This window comes from Acinetobacter pittii (assembly GCF_022449185.1).
In the GTDB taxonomy this organism is placed as follows: domain Bacteria; phylum Pseudomonadota; class Gammaproteobacteria; order Pseudomonadales; family Moraxellaceae; genus Acinetobacter; species Acinetobacter pittii_I.
In genome coordinates, this window is the sequence record NZ_JAKUKO010000004.1 from 117,580 (window position 1) to 139,487 (window position 21,908).

The 21,908-nt window shown below is 40.4% G+C and carries 20 protein-coding genes, 2 tRNA genes and 1 riboswitch; of the genes, 11 read left to right on the forward strand and 11 right to left on the reverse strand.

Going from position 1 to position 21,908, the window contains the following annotated elements; all coding sequences use genetic code 11:
* Window positions 1-3 precede the first annotated feature (3 nt).
* From MKX14_RS10870 to MKX14_RS10880, 3 genes are all read left to right on the forward strand, one after another.
* Window positions 4-414, forward strand: a complete 411-nt coding sequence (locus MKX14_RS10870; RefSeq protein ID WP_240282432.1) for a GFA family protein — start codon at window positions 4-6, stop codon at window positions 412-414.
* A gap of 45 nt (window positions 415-459) precedes the next feature.
* Window positions 460-526, forward strand: a riboswitch (Fluoride riboswitch).
* Window positions 527-650: 124 nt separating this feature from the next.
* Window positions 651-1,031 carry a fluoride efflux transporter CrcB gene (gene crcB, locus MKX14_RS10875; protein WP_130119399.1) on the forward strand — a complete coding sequence of 127 codons (381 nt, stop codon included), beginning with the start codon at window positions 651-653 and terminating at the stop codon, window positions 1,029-1,031.
* A 166-nt stretch (window positions 1,032-1,197) separates the two neighbouring features.
* Window positions 1,198-1,326 carry a hypothetical protein gene (locus tag MKX14_RS10880; RefSeq protein ID WP_014208263.1) on the forward strand — a complete coding sequence of 43 codons (129 nt, stop codon included), beginning with the start codon at window positions 1,198-1,200 and terminating at the stop codon, window positions 1,324-1,326.
* 165 nt (window positions 1,327-1,491) lie between these two features.
* On the opposite strand, the gene MKX14_RS10885 is transcribed toward MKX14_RS10880, so the two are convergent.
* From MKX14_RS10885 to MKX14_RS10895, 3 genes are all read right to left on the reverse strand, one after another.
* Window positions 1,492-1,824 carry a HopJ type III effector protein gene (locus tag MKX14_RS10885; protein WP_240282433.1) on the reverse strand — a complete coding sequence of 111 codons (333 nt, stop codon included), beginning with the start codon at window positions 1,822-1,824 and terminating at the stop codon, window positions 1,492-1,494.
* Window positions 1,825-2,073: 249 nt separating this feature from the next.
* Window positions 2,074-2,328 (reverse strand): type B 50S ribosomal protein L31, encoded by a 255-nt coding sequence (locus MKX14_RS10890; protein WP_005301976.1) that lies wholly within the window; start codon window positions 2,326-2,328, stop codon window positions 2,074-2,076.
* Window positions 2,329-2,429: 101 nt separating this feature from the next.
* Window positions 2,430-3,728, reverse strand: coding sequence for an ABC1 kinase family protein (locus tag MKX14_RS10895; protein ID WP_240282434.1), 1,299 nt, complete (start codon window positions 3,726-3,728; stop codon window positions 2,430-2,432).
* A gap of 257 nt (window positions 3,729-3,985) precedes the next feature.
* Between MKX14_RS10895 and MKX14_RS10900 the strand changes: the two genes are divergently transcribed.
* Both MKX14_RS10900 and MKX14_RS10905 read left to right on the forward strand, forming a co-directional pair.
* Window positions 3,986-5,233, forward strand: coding sequence for an SfnB family sulfur acquisition oxidoreductase (locus MKX14_RS10900; protein WP_240282435.1), 1,248 nt, complete (start codon window positions 3,986-3,988; stop codon window positions 5,231-5,233).
* 33 nt (window positions 5,234-5,266) lie between these two features.
* A complete protein-coding gene (locus MKX14_RS10905; protein ID WP_240282436.1) occupies window positions 5,267-6,517 on the forward strand; it encodes an acyl-CoA dehydrogenase family protein in 1,251 nt (416 codons plus the stop codon).
* Window positions 6,518-6,549: 32 nt separating this feature from the next.
* On the opposite strand, the gene abeM is transcribed toward MKX14_RS10905, so the two are convergent.
* Both abeM and MKX14_RS10915 read right to left on the reverse strand, forming a co-directional pair.
* Window positions 6,550-7,896 (reverse strand): multidrug efflux MATE transporter AbeM, encoded by a 1,347-nt coding sequence (gene abeM, locus MKX14_RS10910; RefSeq protein WP_206223844.1) that lies wholly within the window; start codon window positions 7,894-7,896, stop codon window positions 6,550-6,552.
* Between the two features lie 32 nt (window positions 7,897-7,928).
* Entirely contained in the window at window positions 7,929-8,390 is a 462-nt protein-coding gene (locus MKX14_RS10915) for a DMT family transporter (protein WP_005065993.1), read from the reverse strand.
* A 116-nt stretch (window positions 8,391-8,506) separates the two neighbouring features.
* Here MKX14_RS10915 and hemW point away from each other — a divergent pair, with 116 nt between their 5' ends.
* The gene (gene hemW, locus MKX14_RS10920; RefSeq protein WP_240282437.1) at window positions 8,507-9,661 is read left to right on the forward strand and encodes a radical SAM family heme chaperone HemW; all 1,155 of its coding nucleotides are present in this window, start codon (window positions 8,507-8,509) and stop codon (window positions 9,659-9,661) included.
* Between the two features lie 46 nt (window positions 9,662-9,707).
* Here hemW and MKX14_RS10925 read toward each other — a convergent pair whose 3' ends face one another.
* Window positions 9,708-10,463, reverse strand: coding sequence for an SDR family oxidoreductase (locus tag MKX14_RS10925; RefSeq protein WP_069036476.1), 756 nt, complete (start codon window positions 10,461-10,463; stop codon window positions 9,708-9,710).
* 112 nt (window positions 10,464-10,575) lie between these two features.
* On the opposite strand from MKX14_RS10925, the gene MKX14_RS10930 reads away from it, so the two are divergent.
* The gene (locus MKX14_RS10930; protein ID WP_240282438.1) at window positions 10,576-11,472 is read left to right on the forward strand and encodes a LysR family transcriptional regulator; all 897 of its coding nucleotides are present in this window, start codon (window positions 10,576-10,578) and stop codon (window positions 11,470-11,472) included.
* A gap of 63 nt (window positions 11,473-11,535) precedes the next feature.
* Here MKX14_RS10930 and MKX14_RS10935 read toward each other — a convergent pair.
* The 4 genes from MKX14_RS10935 to rne all read right to left on the reverse strand — a co-directional run bounded on the left by MKX14_RS10935 (window position 11,536) and on the right by rne (window position 17,250).
* Window positions 11,536-11,611: transfer RNA gene (locus tag MKX14_RS10935), tRNA-Lys, on the reverse strand.
* A 22-nt stretch (window positions 11,612-11,633) separates the two neighbouring features.
* A tRNA-Lys gene (locus MKX14_RS10940) sits at window positions 11,634-11,709 on the reverse strand.
* Between the two features lie 184 nt (window positions 11,710-11,893).
* A complete protein-coding gene (locus tag MKX14_RS10945) occupies window positions 11,894-13,735 on the reverse strand; it encodes a long-chain-acyl-CoA synthetase (RefSeq protein ID WP_130173240.1) in 1,842 nt (613 codons plus the stop codon).
* Between the two features lie 191 nt (window positions 13,736-13,926).
* On the reverse strand, window positions 13,927-17,250 hold the full coding sequence (rne, locus tag MKX14_RS10950) for an Rne/Rng family ribonuclease (protein WP_240282439.1): 3,324 nt from the start codon (window positions 17,248-17,250) through the stop codon (window positions 13,927-13,929).
* Window positions 17,251-17,971: 721 nt separating this feature from the next.
* Between rne and MKX14_RS10955 the strand changes: the two genes are divergently transcribed.
* From MKX14_RS10955 to MKX14_RS10970, 4 genes are all read left to right on the forward strand, one after another.
* Window positions 17,972-18,904 carry an RluA family pseudouridine synthase gene (locus MKX14_RS10955; protein WP_068612521.1) on the forward strand — a complete coding sequence of 311 codons (933 nt, stop codon included), beginning with the start codon at window positions 17,972-17,974 and terminating at the stop codon, window positions 18,902-18,904.
* Window positions 18,901-19,575, forward strand: coding sequence for an HAD-IA family hydrolase (ppaX, locus tag MKX14_RS10960; protein ID WP_119684841.1), 675 nt, complete (start codon window positions 18,901-18,903; stop codon window positions 19,573-19,575). Before MKX14_RS10955 ends, ppaX begins: the two co-directional genes overlap by 4 nt.
* Before the next feature lie 74 nt (window positions 19,576-19,649).
* Entirely contained in the window at window positions 19,650-20,345 is a 696-nt protein-coding gene (locus MKX14_RS10965; protein ID WP_002114898.1) for a helix-turn-helix transcriptional regulator, read from the forward strand.
* Window positions 20,346-20,394: 49 nt separating this feature from the next.
* The gene (locus tag MKX14_RS10970) at window positions 20,395-21,000 is read left to right on the forward strand and encodes a glutathione S-transferase family protein (protein WP_240282440.1); all 606 of its coding nucleotides are present in this window, start codon (window positions 20,395-20,397) and stop codon (window positions 20,998-21,000) included.
* Window positions 21,001-21,058: 58 nt separating this feature from the next.
* Here the strand turns inward: MKX14_RS10970 and MKX14_RS10975 are convergent, their stop codons facing one another.
* Complete coding sequence (locus MKX14_RS10975) at window positions 21,059-21,736, reverse strand: DUF1345 domain-containing protein (RefSeq protein WP_046811463.1); 678 nt, start codon at window positions 21,734-21,736, stop codon at window positions 21,059-21,061.
* Between the last annotated feature and the right edge of the window lie 172 nt (window positions 21,737-21,908).

The following is a 21,908-nucleotide window of genomic DNA, read 5'->3' on the forward strand; positions in this document are numbered from 1 at the left end:
AACATGTCTCAAGCATCACCAGTTTATCAAGGAAGTTGTTTATGTCAGGGTATTCGCTATGAAATTAAAGGCGATATCGGAGATATTATTCAATGTCACTGTCAACGCTGTCGAAAATCCAATGGAACAGCATTTGCCACCAATGCTCCTGTTAAAAGTACAGATTTTAAAATTACCCAAGGTGAAGATCTCGTCAAAAAATTTGCTGTGAACGGTGTGTACCGCTGGTTTTGTGGCGAATGTGGTTCACCTTTGATTAGTTCTCGTGATGCGCAGCCTGAATTATATCGCTTAAGAATTGGGACACTTGATACACCATTAGACCAAAAGCCGACAATGCATATTTTTGCTGCTTCAAAGGCGGAATGGGAATGTATTCAGGATGATTTACCACAATTTGCTGAACGTCCATGATTTTAAAAAGTATGTTTAAATCAAATTCAAGATGATCTAATATACTTAAAACAGGGAGATGGCATTCCTCCCTTGAAAAACCGCCGTATTGGCTAATGATGCCTACGTTACCCTCATGTATTTATATCGCTGGGTACGTAGGTTATTGCGTACTCTGCTTATTTTTGGAGTACGCTGTGTCATATTTCCCTTCATTATTTTTTGCTCTTTTAGCGTCTATCTAAAGGGGTGGTCCTATGTATTACTCTCTATTTTCAATTGCTTTAGGCTCAGTTCTAGGAGCATGGCTGCGCTGGTTTTTAGGTTTAAAACTTAACCCGATTTACCCGCAAATTCCACTCGGTACTGTCACTGTTAATTTGGTCGGTGGTTTTATTATTGGTTTTGCAATTGCCTATTTTGCTCAAAGTGATTTAAGTCCTAACTATAAGCTTTTTGTAATTACTGGTTTTTGTGGTGCTTTAACCACATTTTCAACCTTCTCGATTGAAATCGTCACTTTATTACAAAGTGGTAAGTTAGGAATGGCGATGTTGGGGATCTCCATTCATTTAATTGGATCGTTAATTTTTACGTGTTTGGGGTTGGCGGCTTATCATTGGCTGGCGGGTAACTGATTATTTAGGTGTGTAAGCACCGAAATATATTGCACGGCCTCCGTTTTACGATGTTCTCTCATACCATTTGTGTAAGCATACCTTACTTTTGAAAGATCAAAAGTAAGCAAAAATCTTTTGTTTCGCTGATGCTACATCCATGTAGCACAGCAAAACTGCAGCATCCATGCCGCTTGTCACGATAGTAAATGATGAATTAAAAACTTCTGATTTATTTTGGGATTTGATACGCGTTAAAGTCATCAACAGCCTGACTGAAATCAGCTATATATTGTTTTTGCAAGATATGGGATAAGTGCAAACAGATAACAGGTTCTGTTGATGAAAATGGTTTTGCCTACTTTTCCCAAAAGAAAAGTAGGTCGAGCCGAAGGCTAATCTAGATATAGAACGTCACTGAAAAAACTCTGTTGTGACAATCTTCTAATTTAAGACATTTCTATTATTTATTTAAATCTTATTATTTTTCAGTTAAAGCCTGACCTTCAAACTTCACACCATCCCAACCATTTTGCATAAACTGACGAATATTTTGATGGTCAGTGCCTTCTGGTGTAGCCAATACAGATGCATAGTGTTCTGCAAATAAACTTAAAGTTTGTGCTTGGTCTAAATCTTGTAATTTGGCAAAAGAGAAAACTTTTGCACTGCCTTGATTTTCAGTAGCAGCGTTATGCTGTGCGCCATTTTGAAAAGCTGTTGGAGTATGTTGGTAACGTGCTTCAATATGAGCTAAAACGTCTGAAAATTTTGCTGTGCCTGCTTGTAATTGGGCAAGTAACTCTTGTGCCATAATCTGAAACTTCCTATCAAATGGGGCTTAAGCATAGCATTGAATACATGTTTTGAAAGCTTGGCAATTATAAAAATTGAGGAGTTATTGAAAAAATCAGAAGAGTTTTTAGACAACTTGTGGATAAGTTTTCTTTTATACACAGTTTATAAATGATGAAAAAATACACATAAAAAAAGAAGCCTAAGTGGAGGAGATAGTCTTAGGCTTCCAATGATTTAAGTGTATTGATCAAATCTTAACGCAAGATTAACTCTTACGATTAAAGCGAGCGAAGCGTTTATTAAAGGTTGCTACACGGCCTTCGTTACTTGCTTGACGTACTTCACCTGTGTAGAAAGGATGTGAAGCACTTGAAATATCAAGAGTCACATAAGGGTAGACTTTCCCTTGATATTCTTTAGTTTGTTTAGACTGAAGAGTACTACCAATTAAGAAGTACACGTCTGCATTGGTGTCATGAAATAACACTTGTTGATAAGCAGGATGAATATCTTTACGCATGAGAGATTGTCCTAAATTATTTTTGATTAAAGAAATGTTATAACATAACAATTGAAAAGTCAATGTAACCCATAAAAGGCTACACTGATCAGTAAATTAAGTTAGTTAGAAGGTGGAACAAGCTCTTCAAATAGATCGTTTAGATTGTCATGAACTTTTAAGTGAATCAGGTTCCAGTAATGTCCTGAAATGGTTCTGTTGACCATCAAAGTGTCTGGTGAAGGCTTAAAGACATCCCAGTATTTCAAAGATTTTTTCACAAGTAACATGCCATCATGATGTGATGAGTTCTCTGCAAAATTATAAGTGGTGGTAAGCGGACGTAATAATACTTCAATCCAGAGTTTATATAGATCACTCGGGAATTTGCCTTTTTCAGCAAGTGAATGTAGTTCAAATAATTCTGTTTCGATTAGCTCAATATTTTCATGGCGAGCTGCATGTACTAAGCGTTTAAAGTGCTGCACGATTTCATTTGAGAGCGTTTTAACACTGCCATAGTCATAAATAATGACACTGCCATCTTGGCGGAAAGCAAAGTTACCCGGATGAGGGTCACAGTGGAAACGTTTTAAAAAGAACATTTCCTGACCTAAAGCACGAATCAAGCGGCGTCCAATGGTATTTCGAATTTCGATAGGCCAAGCGCTGGCAGTTTCAATGCTGTCACCTTGTTCGAGACTCAAGGTTAAAATACGTCTTGAAGAATAATCTTTATAAACAGTCGGGATGATAATTTTGTCATCTAATTGGCTATGAAATGTTTTGAAAACTTCAAGGTTTTGAGCCTCGATTTCATAGTTAAGCTCTGCTGACAGACTATCTTGAATCTCTGCAAAAAGCTGATCTTGTAGCTTTTTATCAATTTTAAGCACACCCATTAAACGAAGTGCCAAACGTACTTGTTTTAAGTCACTTTCACAGGCTTCATCAACACCCGGATATTGCACTTTAACAACAACTTGTTCGCCACTTGGCAGGACAGCTTTGTGAACTTGTCCAATTGAAGCAGCTGCAAAAGGTTCTTGATCAAAAGATTTAAAGGCAACATTCAGCGGCTTTCCAAGCTCACGTTCAACTTGTTGTTGAATAGCAGTAAAGGGCATAGGTGGGGCTTGGCGCTGTAACTTAGAAATTGCTTTAGCGACCTCGGGCGGGAAGATATCTTTATATTGCGATGCAATTTGCCCGACCTTCATGACCGCACCTTTCATTTCTCCCAAGGTGTCTGCAATTTGAAGCCCGATATCTTGAAATAATTTTGTTTTTGCAGCCAGTTTCTGTTCTTCATCCGCAGTCAGGTTTCGAATCGAGTTAGAAACGGTTTTTGTTGCAATGCTCGCGGTCATTCCTGCAAGTTTCATAAATCGTTTGCCAGGTGAACTTGCATTCTTTGCCATATCTTCGATACCTCATTGACTACAACATAATATTGCCTAGGTTTGATCATAGGTGACAAAACTTAAAAAGCCTATAAGAAATTGTTTATCTCCTGTAAGAAAATTTTCGAAAAACAAAATGTTATTTTTATAGTAAAAAATATGAAAAGCTTTTGAAAATTCATTTCATAAACAAAGCTTTAATATCTATAAAGTCGCTGTTTTTTTAGTGCTAAGGTGAAGGGCATGTTAAATAAGAAATAGAGACAATAAAACTTATGACCAGTCTAAATTCGTCCTATGGGCGCTCTCAAGCGGTTCCTTTATCTGTATTCGAGCAGTCGAAAGACGCACATATTATTCGTTCTGATGAAGAGGCAATAGAGGTTGCCAAACAACTTGCTCAAGAGTTTGCCACAGAAGCATCAAATCGAGATAGAGAGCGCCGGTTACCCTTAAATGAAATTCAACAGTTCTCACAAAGTGGCCTGTGGGCCATTACAGTACCTAAGCAATTTGGTGGGGCGCAAGTCAAGTATCGAACTTTAGCGGAAGTGATCAAAACAATTGCGAGTGTTGACCCTTCTCTTGCTCAGTTGCCTCAAAACCACTTGGCTTTTATTGAACATTTAAGACTAGATGCGAAACCTGAACAGCAACAGTTCTTCTTTAACTTGGTGTTAAGAGGAATTCGTTTTGGGAATGCATTTTCCGAAAAACACAGTAAGACAGTAGCAGACCTCACTACCACATTAAGAAAGACCGAGCACGGTTATGAAATTAACGGCAAGAAATTCTTTGCAACGGGTGCCTTGCTCGCACATTGGATTCCAATTGTTGCTATAAATGAACAAGGACAACCTTATGCTGCACTTGTGCCACGTGAAACATCTGGGGTCAATATTATTAATGATTGGTCTGGTTTTGGACAACGTACTACAGCTAGCGGCACGGTAGAGCTGAATCAGGTTCCAGTACGTGAAGAATATTTAGTTCCGATTTACCAAGCATTTGAGCGCCCAACACCAGCAGGTGCTATTTCTCAGTTTATTCAGGCTGCGGTCGATGCTGGTATTGCACGTGGTGCAATTGAAGAAACGATTCAATATGTCAAAAACCATAGTCGTGCATGGATTGATTCAGGTCTGGAAAAAGCCAGTGATGACCCTTACACCATTGCAAATATTGGTGACCTAAAAATCAAACTGCGTGCAGCAGAAGCGGTATTGGATTTGGCTGGAGATGCAATTGATCAGGCCATTGCCAACACCACCGAAGAACATGTAAACCAAGCCACTCTATTGGTTGCCGAGGCAAAAGTACTCACCACAGAAATTGCTATTTTGGCAGCCAATAAACTTTTTGAGTTGTCGGGTACGCGTTCTACTTTATCTGAACTCAACCTTGACCGTCACTGGCGCAATGCCCGTACCCACACTTTGCATGACCCTGTGCGTTGGAAATATCACATTGTTGGTAACTATTATCTCAATGGAGTTCAGCCGCCTCGTCATGCATGGAGCTAAATTGAAAGAAAAAACAAAATTAGGAGAATAACGATGACAACAGCTCAAATTGAATTAGAAGAACTATCGGGCGGTGCTGATTACGAAAAGGTTGCAAACAGATTTCGTCCCATTTTTGAAAAAATTGCACAAGGTGCAATTCAACGGGAAAAAGAGCGAATCTTGCCTTTTGAGCCGATTCAGTGGTTAAAAGAAGCCAAGTTGGGCGCTGTACGAATACCCCGTAAATATGGTGGAGATGGGGTTTCATTACCTCAACTGTTCCAGCTTTTGGCAGAGTTAGCAAAAGCTGACTCCAATATTGTGCAAGCTTTACGAGGTCATTTTGCATTTGTTGAAGATCGCTTGGTTGCTCATAAAGAGCATTCTCAGGAAGTCTGGTTTCAGCGCTTTGTACAAGGTGATTTAGTCGGGAATGCGTGGACAGAAGTTGGAAACGTACAGATTGGTGATGTCGTTACACGTGTCACCAAAGACGCTTCGGGTAACTTGGTGGTAAATGGTGAAAAGTACTATTCAACAGGAAGTATTTTTGCAGACTGGATTGATTTATTTGCTTACGATGAAGTAAATGACCGTCATGTGATTGCTGCTATTTACCGCCATGAAACAGGGGTGAGTGTGATTGATGATTGGGATGGCTTTGGTCAAAAGACAACGGGTAGCGGTACTTTAAAAGTACATCAGGTACATTTGCCAGCCTCGCATCTCATTCCATTTGACCAGCGTTTTAAATATCAAACTGCTTTCTATCAAGTAGTACATCTTGCAACTCTAACAGGGATTGCACATGCTGCGGTCGAAACTTTTAGCCAAGAAATACGTGAGCGAAAGCGTATTTTTAGTCATGGTAATGGTGACCTTGTTCGTCACGACCCACAAGTTTTACAGGTGGTGGGTAAAGCCTCTGCTCAAGCCTATGGAAGTCTAGCAATTACGATTAAAACAGCAGAAGCATTACAGAAGGCTTATGAAAGCCACTTTAGTGAGTTAGAGGTCAAAGAACATCAGTTTAATGTAGATGCTGAGCTTGAGTCAGCGCAAGGGCAGGTGGTGATTTCTAATTTGGTACTCGATTTAACTAGCCAGTTATTTAACGCTTTGGGCGCATCGGCAAGTAGTCAGGTTAAACAGCTCGACCGTTTCTGGCGTAATGCACGAACGGTCTCTTCACATAATCCGCTTATTTACAAAGAAAAAGTGATTGGAGATTGGGAGGTAAACCGTACAGATTTACCGTTTGTCTGGCAAATTGGAGCAAGCCCGCGGGCAAAGTCTGCATAGTGAAAAAAAGCCGATATTTATCGGCTTTTTTATTAGGTTTGACTTAAACGTTTAGTGTTTAAATAAAGCCGTGAGAGTAATAAAACACAGGCAATACTTAAACCAATAATCAAACCTAGCCACACGCCAGCTACACCCCAATGGGTATAACGTGCTAAATAAAGCCCGATAGGGAACGCAATCACCCAATACGCCATGAGTGTAATCCACATCGGTGCTTGGGTGTCTTGCATACCCCTTAAACAGCCAGCAGCACTGACTTGCAGGGCATCCATTAACTGATAACCCATTGCAAACCAGAGTAAATACATCGCAACAGGCACAACATTTATATCTTGAGTATAAACCGAGACAATTTGTTCACGACCTAGGGCAATAAAAGACATGGTCAATAAGGCAAAAAATATTGCTGTGCTCAGACCAATCTTTTGGACTTGGTACATGGAAGCCCAATTCTTTTCACCATAATACGTTCCCACACGAATGGTTAAGGCAATCGCAAGTGAAAGCGGAATCATAAACAGCACTGAGGTAACTGAAATTGCGACTTGATGTGCTGCAATAAACACTTCACCTAGTGGACTAAGCACCAATGCGCCAGTACTAAAAATACTGACTTCAAAGAACACAGCTAAACCGATTGGCAAGCCAAGCTGTAAAATTCTTTTAACCCAAGTCAGGTTAATTTTATCGAATCTGCTAAAAATAGACGTGTTACGGTAAGCCGAAGCTTTGTAAATATAGCCAGCTAAAGTAATTAGCATGAGCCACTGTAAAATGGAGGTTGCAAAACCACAGCCTGCGCTACCTAATGCAGGTATTGGTCCTAATCCATACATAAAGATCATGTTTAAAGGAATCAAAACCACTAAGGCCAGTAAGCTAATGACCGTTACAGGACGTGGATGGCCTAAAGCCTCAGAATAACCGCGTAGGGCTGCGTACATGGTCACAGCAGGCATACCTAAACCAATCGCATGCAAGAACAAACTTGCTTTAGGCTGTAAGCTCTCCGGTACGCCAAACACATGCAAGAAAAACGGCATGAGCTGCAAAATGAGCATAGCCATTACGCCTAAAATGATGGCGACCCATAACGATTGACGGACAATGACAGGAATTTGTTCTGTATTTCTTGCGCCCTTTGCTTCAGCGACCAAAGGTGTAGTCGCAATCATAATGCCACTGAACAGGAGCATGACTGGGATCCATAAGCCCACACCTACCGCAATTGCTGCTAAATCGGTTGCAGATAAATGCCCAGCCATAATAGTGTCAATTAACCCAAATCCCGCTTGAGCAAACTGGGTAATTAAAATCGGTAGCATTAAGTGGAAGAGTTGTTTTAATTCAGACCGAAAAGATGTGACATTCGACACAAAAGGTACTCTTTTTAAATATAAAAATGAAGCTAACGTTGCAAAGTGAGTAACACACCGACAAAGATGATCACGCCACCCAGAAACCGTTGCCATGTAACAGGTGTCTTTTCTGTACCTAACCAACCAAAATGGTCAAGCAACATTGAAATGAGCAATTGCCCAAAAACGACTAGCCCTGTAAAGGTTAAAAAACCAAGTTTAGGTGCAGTATAAATGCTCATGCTAATTGCATAAACCCCAAGGAATCCTCCTGTCCAAAGAAGCCATGGAATATTTGATATTTCACTTAAAGAGGGCTTTTCGGCACTTTGGAAAAAAACCATAACGGCTAAAACAATAGTACCTATGAAAAATGATAATAAAGCTGCTTGCAACGGTGAGTGTAGTTGCTCGCGCAGTTGAGCATTGATTGCAGTCTGAAAAGCCATGGCAACACCGATTCCCATAGCTAGAGGTAAGATCAGGAAAAGTTGACTAGAGAATTTCATCATTTTTATCAATATTTAAGTATGTTTAAAAACAGTCTAAAGCAATTAAGGTATGTTTTCATAAGCCCATTGATGCAGTCATGTTAAAATAGAAATATTGTGTAAATTGGACCTGCTCCTTGGCCGTATTAAATCCTGCTTCTGTTCCTTTATCTTTATATATCCATATGCCTTGGTGCGTGCGTAAATGTCCATATTGTGACTTTAACTCGCATGCCGTACCAGATGGAGCGCTTTCGGCAGAACTCGAGCAAACCTATTTAAAGGCGTTGGTGGCCGACTTTGAAACTCAAGTTGAGATGGCTCAGGGACGTTCAATTCATAGTGTATTTATTGGTGGTGGAACGCCTTCACTTATTTCTGCTAAAGGCTATGCGTGGCTGTTTGAACAGCTTAAGTCATTGCTCAAATTTGAAGATGGCTGTGAAATCACCCTAGAGGCAAATCCCGGAACACTAGAACATGATCCGTTTGCAGGCTATTTAGAAGCAGGTATTAACCGTTTATCGATTGGTGTGCAGACTTTTAATACAGAGCACTTGCAAAAGCTTGGGCGTATTCATTCAGTCAACAATGCTATGGATGCAATTGAGCAGGCACGACAAGCAGGCTTTAAGCGAGTTAATGTCGATTTAATGCATGGCCTACCTGAGCAAACGCTAGAGCAAGCACTTTATGATTTAAAGATGGCTGTAGAGCATGGCGCGACACATATCAGTTGGTATCAACTGACTATTGAGCCAAACACCGTATTCTTCCGTACGCAGCCCGTTTTACCTCAAGATGAGGTGTTAGAAGATATTCAAGAGCAGGGTGAAGCTTATCTAAAAGCCAATGGTTTTATAAATTATGAAGTGTCGGCTTGGCGTAAAGAGCAGCCTTCAGCTCATAATTTAAATTATTGGGAATTTGGTGATTACCTTGCGATTGGTGCAGGGGCACATGGCAAAGTGACACAACCAGATGGGGTGTATCGTTTCCAAAAAACTCGTTTGCCAAAAGACTATTTGGCTAAGGTTCCAGCCGAACATTTGCAAATGAAAAAGATTGAGGCAGAAGAGATACCTTTTGAGTTCATGATGAATGCTTTACGTCTAAATGATGGCGTAAAAGCTGAGTTATATGAGCAGCGCACAGGTTTAAGCCTAGATCACTTAAATGAAGTACTCACTTCACTACGAGCTAGAAAGCTATTGGTGGAAGATCATTGTCGTTTGGCTTGTACTGAGCAGGGGCATATTTTCTTAAATTCGGTACTAGAAGAGTTCTTGTAAAGAAACAAATTAAAAAGCCGCACATTGAGAGGCGGCTTTTTTGATTTTAGCGAGTGGTATAGCCGCCATTTGCAAAAATTGTTTGACCTGTAATCCACCAACCTTCGGTTACCAGAAAGCGAACTAAAGGTTCGATATCTTCAATTTTGGTGAGTCCACCTAAAGCTGAAGCCGATTTATGATAAGCGACTGCTTCGGCAGATTCCTGACCATAAAAGAAAGGTGTATCCATTGGGCCTGGTGCAACCGCAGTCACGGAAATCTGGCGATCACCAAATTCTTTTGATGCAGCACGTGTGTAATGCTCAACAGGTGCTTTTAAACCTTCATAGGTTGAATAGAGTCCAGTGTAAGCTGCAAGAAGAGAAGTCACGATTGAGCAGATCTTTCCGCCGTCATTTAAATGACGACCTGCCGATTGAATAAAGAAATAGGCAATTTTTGAGTTGATATCGCTCATGCTATCAAACTCTTGTTCGGTGGTATCTAAAAACGATTTCTTTAAAACTTTTCCAACTGTATTGATCGCAATATCAATTCCGCCAAAATGCTGCTTAGTATCTAAGAATAGCTTTTCGATATTATCAATATCCGTTAGGTCTGCCTGAATTAAAACGGCATCTACACCGAATGCTCTTACATCTGCGAGCGTCTGTTCAGCATCTGCTTGAGTTTCAGCGCTATTGTAGTGAATTGCGATTTTTGCGCCTTGTTCTGCAAATTTACGGCTAATCAGTCCACCTAAGTTTTTTGCGCCGCCTGTAATCAATACAACTTTATCTTTAAGAGTATGATTTGCCATGATGGTTGTTCCTATGCTGACTTGTTTTAATGTGTTTTTAGTCTAGATTGGCGGTAATTTTTGATCAATTATGCTAGTTTGGTTTAACTATTCAAAAAATACGAACAATTAAATGGATCGGTTGCAGCAATTTTTTATTTTTACAGAAGTCGCTAAACGACATAGCTTTAGTGAAGTGGCAAATCAGCTTGATTTACCTCGCTCGACAGTAACGAGTGCTATTCAACAGCTAGAAACTCACTATGGGGTACGCTTATTTCATCGAACTACGCGTAAAGTTAGTCTTACCCAAGATGGACAACGAATATTACCTGAGTGTCAAAATCTATTATTTGATTATGAACAGCTCGAACAGCTTATACAGGCACAAAAGCAGCATTATCGTGGCACACTAAAAATTTCAATGCCCAGCCGAATCGTACACCAAGTGATTATTCCTGAACTTCCCGATTTTTATAGTCGCTATCCAGATATCCATTTACAACTTCATAGCTCTGATGACATTACTGACTTAATCGAGAAAGGAATTGATTGTGTTGTTCGAGTAGGGCAGCTAGATAATAGTAGTTTGATCGCGAAGTTCGTTGGTAACTTGATTATGGTGAACTGTGCAAGTGCTGGCTATTTAGAACAGTACGGTATTCCTGAACAATTAGAAGATCTATCTCAACACAAACTTATTAACTATGCAGGAGCGGTAGGAGAGAAACAGGGCGTATTTTTATATCAAGATGGAACTGTGATGATGGATAGTGCTTTAAGCGTAAATAATACGGAAGCCTATATTGCAGCAGCTAGTGCAGGTTTAGGAATTATTCAACTTCCATACTACGATGTTCAGGATAAAATCGAGCAGGGAACTTTAGTTGAAGTACTAAGTGCCTATACCGCTCAATCACTTCCACTTAATATTTTATATCCGAATAGAAGTTATATTCCTAAACGTTTGGAAATCTTTATGGAATGGACTAGGGATGTTCTATATAAGAAGTGCATCGTCATCTTTTAGTCATAAAACTAAAATAAGATCACAATAAAAAAAGCCTCTCGCAGTGAGAGGCTTTTTAGAATTTGGTGGGTCGTCCGCGACTCGAACGCGGGACCAACGGATTAAAAGTCCGCTGCTCTACCAACTGAGCTAACGACCCAAATAGGTTCAAAACAGATAAGTGGTGGGTCGTCCGCGACTCGAACGCGGGACCAACGGATTAAAAGTCCGCTGCTCTACCAACTGAGCTAACGACCCTGAACAAACATTCAAATATCATTTGAATGTGAAGTGCAAGATAACTAAAAGTTTTCTAACACCACCTTTGTTTTGATGTCGCGTATTTTAGCAAGTTATTCAACTAACACAAGAGGAAATTTAAAAACATTTGCATGATTGCCTATAAAAAGCACGATTTCCTCTTGTTTAGCTAAAAAATGAACTAAAAACGGTATTTATATGCCTGAATGTTGTCAAAAATTTCAGTTGTGATGTCACAGTAACTACTTGCACCAGGTAATAAAGCGAGTAAACGTTCAGAAGTTTTGCTTGGATTAAACGCATCTTCCTTCAATTTATTCTTTTGGTACTTAAAAGTACCTGTAGTTTCAACTTTAGCTTGTATACGTAAAAACACTGGTACCGCATAAGCAGGTAAGCATTTTTTAAATACAGTCACCATTTCTGTTAAATCAGCGTCATTTAACTCGGCACCATCAGCAAGTGTGATTGCTGCCATACCTGCACGACCATTGGTATTTGGAATTTCTACACCGTAAACCACAGCTTCAGCAATCTTGTCATATTCACACACCATGTTTTCAACTTCTGTGGTAGATACATTTTCGCCTTTCCAGCGGAAGGTATCACCCAAGCGGTCAACAAACTGAGCGTGACGGAAACCAATATTACGAACAAGATCACCTGTGTTGAAATATGAGTCACCTTTTTTGAAGACATCTTGCATAATCACAGATTTATTCTTTTCTGGGTCGGTATAGCCATCAAATGGAGAGCGACTGGTAATTTTACCCACCAATAAACCGACTTCACCTGCTTTAACTTTTTTACACCAGCCATTTTTATCGCGTACAGGCTCATTCTTTTCTTTATCAAATTGAATGACTGCATACGGCATAGGGGAGAAGCCTACCGTATTATCAAAGTTGAAAATATTACTAAAGCCGACATTGCCTTCACTTGAAGCATAAAGCTCTAGAACTTCTTCAACACCAAAACGCTGTTTGAATTTATCCCAGATGTTTGGACGCATGCCGTTACCAATCATTTTGGTTACACGGTGAGCACGGTCAAGCTCTGTAGTTGGAGCATCCATCAAGTAACGGCAAAGTTCACCTACATAACCGATTGCAGACGCATTAAACTTCTGAACATCTTTCCAGAATGCACTGGTTGAATATTTACGTCGAATGGCAAGCGTAGAGCTTCCTGCAATCACACCACACCAGCACACCACCACACCTGTTGCATGGTACAGCGGTAAAGTGACATACATCACATCATCTGGGCCAAGGTTTAAAATGTGGCCGTAAGTGCCGTAGGCAAGTGTCCAGCGGCTATGTTTAAAAATAACTGCTTTTGGTAAGCCTGTTGTACCCGAAGTATAAATATAAAACAGGCCATCATTTCCATGAACGGAGTGTGTGGTCGATGGATTGAATTTCGGGAATTGATCAATTTCTATTGCAAGATTGGCATAACCTTGAGGTGCTGTTCCTGCATCTTGACGAGTAGCCTGATCTGCAAACCAGTGAAAACGGTCTTTAGGAACGTTTAAGTCTTGACGAATTTCATCAATTGCAGCACGGACTTCTTCACCCGCAATGACTGCAATTGGTTTTACAAGATTGATACTATGAGCGAGAACTTTACCGACTTGCGATGTATTTACAAGCGCAATCGTTACCCCAATTTTAGCTAAGCCCACAATAGTGGCAATAAGCTCAGAACGGTTCTCAACCATTACGGCAATCACATCACCTTTACGTGCGCCGAGAGATAAATAATAGTGAGAAATCTGGTTAGCCCATTCATTTAAAGCTTCGTATGAGTAACTTTGATCTTCAAATAATAAAGCAATACCTTTCGGATTCCGCTTAACAGCTTTCTCAAAAGCTACACCTAATCCAGTTGGTGTATTTGCTGTTCTTAAATAAGCCTGTTTAAGACCATTCAGGATATGGGGTACTTTGGGAATGAAGCTAGGAAGTCTGGTGGCAACATCCCCAAGCGTAATGATATCGGTCTGTGTTGTCTGGCTCATATCAATCCTATTTATTTTTCGATCAATCCAAAAAAGGTTGCGTTGGCAAAAGTACAGTATTTTTCATGGTTCACCATGCTTTTAAAACTTTTCTTCTAGTGCAATCAACCTAATTGGCTAAAAATAACAAAAAAAACCTAGTCATCGAAATGACTAGGTTTGTTTAAATTAGCTGCAATTGAGCAAATGATTTACTCAGCTACAGGATTTGCTTTCTTTGGTGGACGACCGCGAGGGCGACGAGGACGACTTGGTTTGTCCTTATCCGCTTTAGAATCTTCTGATTCACTCTCGGCAGGGGCTTCAGTTGGCTCTACAGCTTGTTCTGTAGCTGCTTTGGCTTTTGCAGCTGCTTTTGGCTGTTTTGCAACCGGAGCTTCTACTGCAGGTTCAGCTGGTGTCTCTTCTACATTAGCTGCTACTTCAACTTGCTGATCAAGCTCAAGCGGTTGTTGTTTTGATTCAACAGGTGCTTGTGTTTCAGTAGTAGGAGCAACAACGGCTTCTTCCACAGTCTCAGCTACAGGGGCAGCTTCTTCTGGTGCAGAATGTTGTTGTTTAACTTGCTCAAAAGCTTGTTCAGCTGCAAGTTTCGCTAAACGACGGCGTTCACGCGGATCATTAGCAACACGTGGTGTCGCTTCTTTTGGTGGCGTCAACGGAAGTACTGGCGCAGGTTCTGCTTCTTGTGAAGGCTTATTGCTTGGAAGCTCGGCATCACGAGTAACAGGCTTTTTGTCTTCAGCTTCAGTTGCGACTTCAGTCACTAGAGTACTTGCGTATTGCTCTGCAAATTTTTGCAATGCACGATTGAATGTTGGAACTAAACCAAACTGTTCAATCAGTACTGTGCAGTCTTCACCGTAAACATGACGGATCAAGCTACCAATTGTATATTGCGCCAACGTTGGAATTTGCGATGGGGCAATTGATGGTGCAGCAGCTTTAGCACGTTTTGCATTGCGTTGTTCACGGCGACGCATACGAGGATCATTACTTGCACGTTGAATTTGCGGTTGAGTTTTCTCAGCCTTTGGTTGAGGAGCTTCTGCTTCAGCAGTTACTGTCTCTTCCACTGCCACAACTGGTGCTGGAGCTGGTTCTTGAGTAGCTTCAACAACAGGTGCTTTTTCAGTACGTTCAACAGGTTGCTCAGGCGTTAAAGCAATAATTTCGCTTTGTGCTTGATCAACATTGATGACTAAGGCTGTATTCATGACTTCATGCTGTGGAGCATCAATCAAATCAACCTTAACTTGTTTTTCATCAACAACTGCTGGTGCCGGCGTATTTTGATTTTCATTTAATACGCTTGGATCGCGGTGGCGATTCGGGCGGTTTGGACGTTGTTGATTATTACGGTCACGACGTGGTACAGCATGTTCAGCTTGTTGCCCATCATTTTGATGTTGCGCATGCGGCTGATCTTGCTGTTGACGCTTTTGTTGACGTTTTAATTCACGTTGCTCTTGACGTGATAACTGTACAACCTCTTCATGAACCTGTTGTTGCTGTGGTTCTTGATTGTGGTGGTGCTGATGTTGTTCACGTTGCTCTTTGTGCTTACGTTTTTTGTTGTTTGGACGCTGCTGTTGTACTTTATCGTCTTTTTCAACATTCTCACGTGCTTCCTGCTTAACAGGAGATTGAGAAATATAAGCATTGTTAGATGGAGCCGAAGTAACTTCAGCAACTGCTGGTGCTACAACTTGTCCAAACTGCCCACGGCTAACAGCGCCAGTATTCACCATTTGTTCAATTGCGGCAGCAGCATTTTGTGCTGAGCGAGATTGATCAACTGTTTGAGCTTGTTTTTGAACAAAAAGGTTTTCTAACCATGCACAAGGGCTTGCTGCTTTTTGAGCGCTTGCCTGAGCAGCAGGTTGAGCTGCTTGATTTGCTTTCTTTTGATTAGCTGCGTTATTGGCAGCAGGGGCTGCATGAGTATGGCTATGATCAGCTTCTTCTAAATGCCATTCAGAAGATTCATAACCTAACTCTTTTTCACTTGAACGAGTTGCTTCAGTACGTTCGTAGCTAGATGGTGCAAATCCATCTGGATTGTACTGAATTTCGTAGTGAGGGGTTTCTAAGTGCGGGTGAGGTAAAACAGTCACACGAACACTAGAAGTTTGTTCTAAATAAACAAGACTATGACGTTTTTCATTGAGCAAGAATGCTGCAATTTCAACAGGCACTTCTACTTGTACTTCACCATGACGTTCACGAAGCGCGATCTCTTCTACTTTACGCATAATCGAAAGTGAAAGTGAGCGTAGGTCACGAACCATGCCTGTACCATGACAGCGTGGGCACACATAACCTGTTGCTTCTTCAAGAGATGGACGTAAGCGTTGACGGCTCATTTCCATTAAGCCAAAACGAGAAAGTTGGCCAAACTGAATACGTGCGCGATCGCTTTGTGTTGCTTCACGAAGTTTTGCTTCAACCATACGTTGGTTGCGCTCTTTAGTCATATCGATGAAGTCGATTACAACTAAACCACCAATGTCACGAAGACGAAGTTGGCGAGCAATTTCTTCTGCTGCTTCTAAATTAGTATTAAGCGCAGTTTCTTCAACGTCATGTCCACGAGTTGATTTCGCAGAGTTAATGTCGATTGAAACTAAAGCTTCGGTCTGGTCAATCACGATTGAACCACCAGAAGGAAGTTTTACTTCACGCTCGTAAGCAGTTTGAATTTGGCTTTCAATACCAAAATGAGCAAACAATGGCTCGTTTAAAGTATAAGTTTTGAGTTTGTCTAATTGACGTGGCATTACTGCTTTAACAAAGTTATAAGCTTCGTTATAAGCCTGTTCGCTATCAATTAAAATTTCTGCAACATCATCACGTAAATAATCGCGGATAGCACGAGTAACAACACCAGCTTCTTGATGAACCAGCATTGGAGAAGGACCAGAGCTCGCTGTGCCTTGGATTTGTGCCCAAAGGTCAAGCAAATGCTGTAAGTCTAACTGTAATTCTTCTTGGGTACGGCCAATACCAGCGGTACGTACGATAACGCTCATACCACGCGGTAAATTTAAAGAAGCTAGAATTTCTTTTAACTCTTCACGTACAGAACCTGAAATTTGACGACTAATACCGCCACCTTTCGGGTTGTTTGGCATAAGAACCAAATAACGTCCTGCAAGTGAAATAAAGGTAGAAAGGGCTGCACCTTTATTGCCACGTTCTTCTTTTTCGACTTGAACAAGTAATTCAGTACCTTCAGTGATAAGTTCACGAATGTTTGAAGTTTGTCGTGGGTCTGCTTGGAAATAACTGTTAGCAATTTCGCGCATAGACAAGAAGCCTTGACGGCCTGCGCCGTATTCAACAAAAACAGCTTCTAAAGAGGGTTCTACGCGGGTTACATGGCCTTTATAGATATTGGATTTTTTCTGTTCTCGGGTACGATTCTCTAAATCAAAATCGTAAAGACGATTACCAGTGATAAGTGCAACGCGGACTTCTTCTGCGTGAGTTGCATTAATCAACATACGTTTCATGGGTGTGACACCTAATAGTGACCCACACAAACATATCGCACAAACTTAAAGGTTCTGAACGAACATCGAACATGACGGATCATTTCCCAGATCTCAAAATATTTGTGGTCTGAGTCATCTGTTACCGGCTACATTTAGCCTTAGCTTCGATTCTCGTCTGTGATGTAGGCAATACTGCTTCAACCTTTAAATCGGACTTCCTTAGTGCTTCACTGGCGGGTGAGCGGTGCATTGGTTAATGACTTTCACTGTCATTGGGCGCGAAGTGACTTCTTTTTGGAAGTTTGATACGGAATGCTCATCGTATCGGTGCTTTCGGCAGTTCCAATGCATCAACGCTTTAGCCTGAAGGCAACATTAAGGAGCGATTTGTCTGATGTGTATCAGTTTACGTTCCATAACCAACTAGAGTTGGTAACATATTTTTTTGAACAAACTGAATTAAACGCAACAGTTTGTCATTTTGCCGATATAATAAGCCTTCGGCGTCGGCATAATTCTTTAGGACCAATCCGAGCTGGTGATGAAAGCATCATTTTGATTGAGGTTTCAATCAGGGAAATTCCCTATTAGATGTTCACTTACGGCGGTATCCGTGCGCTGACTATATCAAACCTTGCAGCATCTGCCTATGGGCTAAGCTTAGATTTCTTGTGAAAAAACTAAGCTAATCGGTCATTTATTAATCAAATTTAGCAAAATTTCAGGTTTAAATATTAGTATGAATTCTACACAGCAATGGCAAAGTGTCACTTGGTTTGAGGTGGATGAACATCAAGCAGGACAGCGAATTGATAATTTCCTGTTTTCGCGTTTAAAGGGTGTACCTAAGAGTCGTATTTATCGTTTGATTCGTGAAGGTCAGGTTCGAGTAAACAAAAAACGTATTAAAGCTGAGACCAAATTAGAGATTGGAGATCAGATTCGTGTTGCACCTATTCGCTATGAACAAAAGGATGAAACCGCTGCTCCTGTGAGTGATAGTGTAGCACAAAGCCTACTCAGCCGTGTGGTCTATGAAGATGAAGGCCTGTTAGTCATAAATAAACCATCAGGTATTGCTGTACATGGTGGTAGTGGTGTGGCGTATGGTTTGATTGAGGCTTTGCGCGCAGCGACAGGTAAAAAATATTTAGAACTAATCCACCGCATTGACCGTGACACTTCTGGTCTGGTCATGATTAGCAAGAAACGTAGTACTTTAAAGCTGCTACAAGATATGTTGCGTGAGCACAAAATTCGTAAGACTTATGCGGCAATTGTAAAAGGTCAGGTGAGTCTCGATAAACAACTCATTGATGCTCCTTTATTTCGTTACGAGTTAGCCAATGGCGAGCGTCGTGTACGTGTATCTAAAGAAGGCAAACCAAGTAAAACCGAATGGGTGGTTGCAGAGCGTTTTAAAAATGCTACTTTAGTTCATGCATCGCCGTTATCAGGCCGTACTCATCAAATTCGTGTCCATGGCTTAAGTATTGGACATCCGTTGTTGGGTGATGATAAATATGGACACACCACTGAGTACGCAGGTCCGCAGGCACGACGTTTATGTTTACACGCGATGCGTTTAGATATTCCGGGTTATCCACCGATTGAAGCGCCGTTACCAGAAGACATGGCCCAGTTATTAAAGGCTTTGAGAGTAGCAAAATGAGTCTGAAAACCGAATTAGTTATTTTTGACTGGGATGGAACTTTATATAACTCTGTTGGCCAGATTGTTGCTAGCTTACAACATGCAGCAGAACAACATGACTTGTCTCTAAGCGATGAAGCCGCAAAAAGTATTATCGGTTTAGGCTTACCTGAGGTTATGCAGACCTTATTTCCAGAAGCGCCAGAATTGCATGACTCGATCTTAAAGGCATATGGCGATCACTATATTGCGAACTCGACTAGTGACGCATGGTTTGAGGGTGTTTCTGAACTACTCCATGATTTAAAAGCCCAAGGTTTAAAGCTTGCAGTTGCAACGGGTAAAAACCGCCGTGGGTTAGACCGTGTAATCGCAAAAACACAAAGTACTCATCTTTTTGATGTGACTCGGGCAGCCAACGAAACACGTTCAAAACCAGATCCGCTCATGCTGCAAGAAATCTTAACAGTCACTGGAGTGAGTGTTGAGCAAGCAGTCATGATTGGTGACAGCAGCTATGATCTTGAGATGGCACAGCGTTTAAGGATGCCGCGTATCGGAGTAGGCTATGGCGTACATTCGGTTGAAGTTCTGCAAAAGTTCCAACCTTTAACGATTGCTAAAGATGTACAAGAGCTTCACAGCTTTTTGAGAGGGTATGCTCAGTTACCTACTGTAGATGTTGCTTAAATTGAAATAGTATTAAAGAGGGAATACGTTCCCTCTTTCTTTAAGCTGAATAACAAAACAATAAGAAGAGAAAAATGAGCCGTTCAATTCGTCTATTAAATCTTTTACAACAGCTCCGTGAAGCCCGTTACCCAATCACAGCACAAGTCTTGGCTGAAAGCCTAAACATTAGTGTTCGAAGTGTCTATCGAGATATTGATAGCTTACGTGAGCAAGGTGTAAGAATTGATGCCTCAGCAGGCTTAGGTTTTCAGCTTAAAGAAGACATCTTATTACCACCGGTTACTTTTAATGAGAATGAAGCCGAAGCTCTATTTTTAGCTTTAGAGTGGTTGAAAGACGTTCCAGATCAGGCAATGAAATCGGCAGCCGTTTCAATCTATTCTAAACTTTATGCAGTTCTACCTGAGCACCGGAAATATTTGATCGATGACATGACGCTAGGCGTTACACATTACTGGCATCCGGTTGATGAAGCTTTAGTAGAACAAGTACGTTTAGCGATTCGTAAACAAGTAAAAATAAAAGTCGATTATTGCGATGAACAAAAACGGTTAAGTGAACGTTCTCTTTGGCCTTTTGCTTTAGGGTATTTACATGACAAAGTTGTACTTGCTGCTTGGTGTGAATTACGGCAGGCATTTCGCCATTTTCGGATAGATCGTATCCATGACTTGCAAATGAGTGAGGAAATATATCCTGAATTTAAAAAACATCTGTTTCAAAGATGGTGGAAACAAGAAATGCAAAGGACTACTGACAAAAACTGACAAAAGGTATTTGTAGAATAGGAACTACGATAAACAAGGAGCAATAAGAATGAGTCTTAAACTTTATACTAACAAAGAGTCACGTGGTGTAGTTATTGATTGGCTTTTAGTCGAGTTAGGTGTTGAATGTGAACGGATTGAAGTCGCATATAAGACCGAAATGAAATCACCTGAATATCTAAAACTTAATCCTTTTGGAAAAGTACCTGTGTTGGTTGATGGCGATGTCGTGATTTATGAGTTAGGGGCAATTTGTGCTTATTTGGCTGATAAGTTTAGTGATAAAGGTTTGGCTCCTGCTTTAGATGATCCGAAACGTGGTTTGTACTATCGTTGGTTATTTGTGATGGCGGGCCCTTGGGAAGCTGCAGGTGTTGATAAAGCTTTAGGAATTGAAGTATCACCTGAGCAAAAAATGTTTGTTGGCTATGGCGATTACAACGATGCTTATCAAGCTTTAGTTCAAGGATTGAGTGAAGCGAATCCGTATGTATGTGGTGAGCAATTTACTGCAGCAGATGTAAGTGTGGGAGCAATGCTTTTATGGCAGTTAAAAATGAATGCGATTGAATCACATCCTGCTATTACCTGTTATGTTGAAACGATCAAACAGCGTGAAGGCTTAAAACAAAGTACCATGGGGCAACTGCTGTAAACCTAATATTCTTAAAAGTCATCCAAAAGGGTGGCTTTTTTATTTTTAAATAAAAGTTTTAATTGGTAAGAAAGCCAGCAGCAACGTTAATGCAGATCGCTAAAATGGTGGTATTAAATCCAAAAGACAACACAGCATGAAATAAGTTTAAAAGACGCATATGCTTGGTGGTAATTGACACATCCGCAGTTTGAGCAGAAGTACCAATAATATAACTAAAATATAGAAAATCAGGATAAGTTGGCTGTTTTGTGCCAGGGAAATCTAATCCTCCATTTTCTTCGTTTCTAGATAAAGCCATATAAAAATCATGGGCATAATGTAGAGCAAAAACGGTATGCATAAAAAGCCATGCAGAAACAATGGTGAGTAAAGCTAAAGCGACATGGCCTAACTTTGCAGAACTTTCAGAAGGAAGTTGTGACAGTTGAACTAGAATAGCAACCAAACACATAGTTAATGCCAATAAAACAATCAGCATAATGACCCATTTACTTTCATCTTGTTTTTTAGCTTGCTGTTGCATTTGTGAATGGTCGGCACTTTTCATGAGTTGCCAAACATGTAGTAAATATATGCTAACGGAAGCATTCCAGCTAAATAATAAAATAGTTGACCATTTCCATGACGTTAACCATGTCAAAATACCCGCTGTGACAATACCAATGAATAAAGCAATAAAGAAATGAGGGCGATTTTGGACACTATGTCTAAAATTTTGAAATATACTAAGCATTTTTTATCTCCTTTTATTACAGGGTAGATATACTTTTTTTATTGAATGGTGAAAATAATATCTGGTTTTATATGGATTTTATTTTTATTTATTTTAATTGTATTCATGTAATATTTGCTTTTGTTGATTATATAAAATAGAACAGTAGTGTAGATTAAACTGTTTATAAAAA

Bases quoted from the DNA above. Each gene is read 5' to 3' on its own strand.
- MKX14_RS10870 (WP_240282432.1), top strand. From the start codon at position 4: ATGTCTCAAGCATCACCAGTTTATCAAGGAAGTTGTTTATGTCAGGGT.
- crcB (WP_130119399.1), top strand. From the start codon at position 651: ATGTATTACTCTCTATTTTCAATTGCTTTAGGCTCAGTTCTAGGAGCA.
- MKX14_RS10880 (WP_014208263.1), top strand. From the start codon at position 1,198: ATGCCGCTTGTCACGATAGTAAATGATGAATTAAAAACTTCTGATTTA.
- MKX14_RS10885 (WP_240282433.1), bottom strand. From the start codon at position 1,824: ATGGCACAAGAGTTACTTGCCCAATTACAAGCAGGCACAGCAAAATTT.
- MKX14_RS10890 (WP_005301976.1), bottom strand. From the start codon at position 2,328: ATGCGTAAAGATATTCATCCTGCTTATCAACAAGTGTTATTTCATGAC.
- MKX14_RS10895 (WP_240282434.1), bottom strand. From the start codon at position 3,728: ATGGCAAAGAATGCAAGTTCACCTGGCAAACGATTTATGAAACTTGCA.
- MKX14_RS10900 (WP_240282435.1), top strand. From the start codon at position 3,986: ATGACCAGTCTAAATTCGTCCTATGGGCGCTCTCAAGCGGTTCCTTTA.
- MKX14_RS10905 (WP_240282436.1), top strand. From the start codon at position 5,267: ATGACAACAGCTCAAATTGAATTAGAAGAACTATCGGGCGGTGCTGAT.
- MKX14_RS10915 (WP_005065993.1), bottom strand. From the start codon at position 8,390: ATGATGAAATTCTCTAGTCAACTTTTCCTGATCTTACCTCTAGCTATG.
- MKX14_RS10925 (WP_069036476.1), bottom strand. From the start codon at position 10,463: ATGGCAAATCATACTCTTAAAGATAAAGTTGTATTGATTACAGGCGGC.
- MKX14_RS10930 (WP_240282438.1), top strand. From the start codon at position 10,576: ATGGATCGGTTGCAGCAATTTTTTATTTTTACAGAAGTCGCTAAACGA.
- MKX14_RS10945 (WP_130173240.1), bottom strand. From the start codon at position 13,735: ATGAGCCAGACAACACAGACCGATATCATTACGCTTGGGGATGTTGCC.
- rne (WP_240282439.1), bottom strand. From the start codon at position 17,250: ATGAAACGTATGTTGATTAATGCAACTCACGCAGAAGAAGTCCGCGTT.
- MKX14_RS10955 (WP_068612521.1), top strand. From the start codon at position 17,972: ATGAATTCTACACAGCAATGGCAAAGTGTCACTTGGTTTGAGGTGGAT.
- ppaX (WP_119684841.1), top strand. From the start codon at position 18,901: ATGAGTCTGAAAACCGAATTAGTTATTTTTGACTGGGATGGAACTTTA.
- MKX14_RS10965 (WP_002114898.1), top strand. From the start codon at position 19,650: ATGAGCCGTTCAATTCGTCTATTAAATCTTTTACAACAGCTCCGTGAA.
- MKX14_RS10970 (WP_240282440.1), top strand. From the start codon at position 20,395: ATGAGTCTTAAACTTTATACTAACAAAGAGTCACGTGGTGTAGTTATT.
- MKX14_RS10975 (WP_046811463.1), bottom strand. From the start codon at position 21,736: ATGCTTAGTATATTTCAAAATTTTAGACATAGTGTCCAAAATCGCCCT.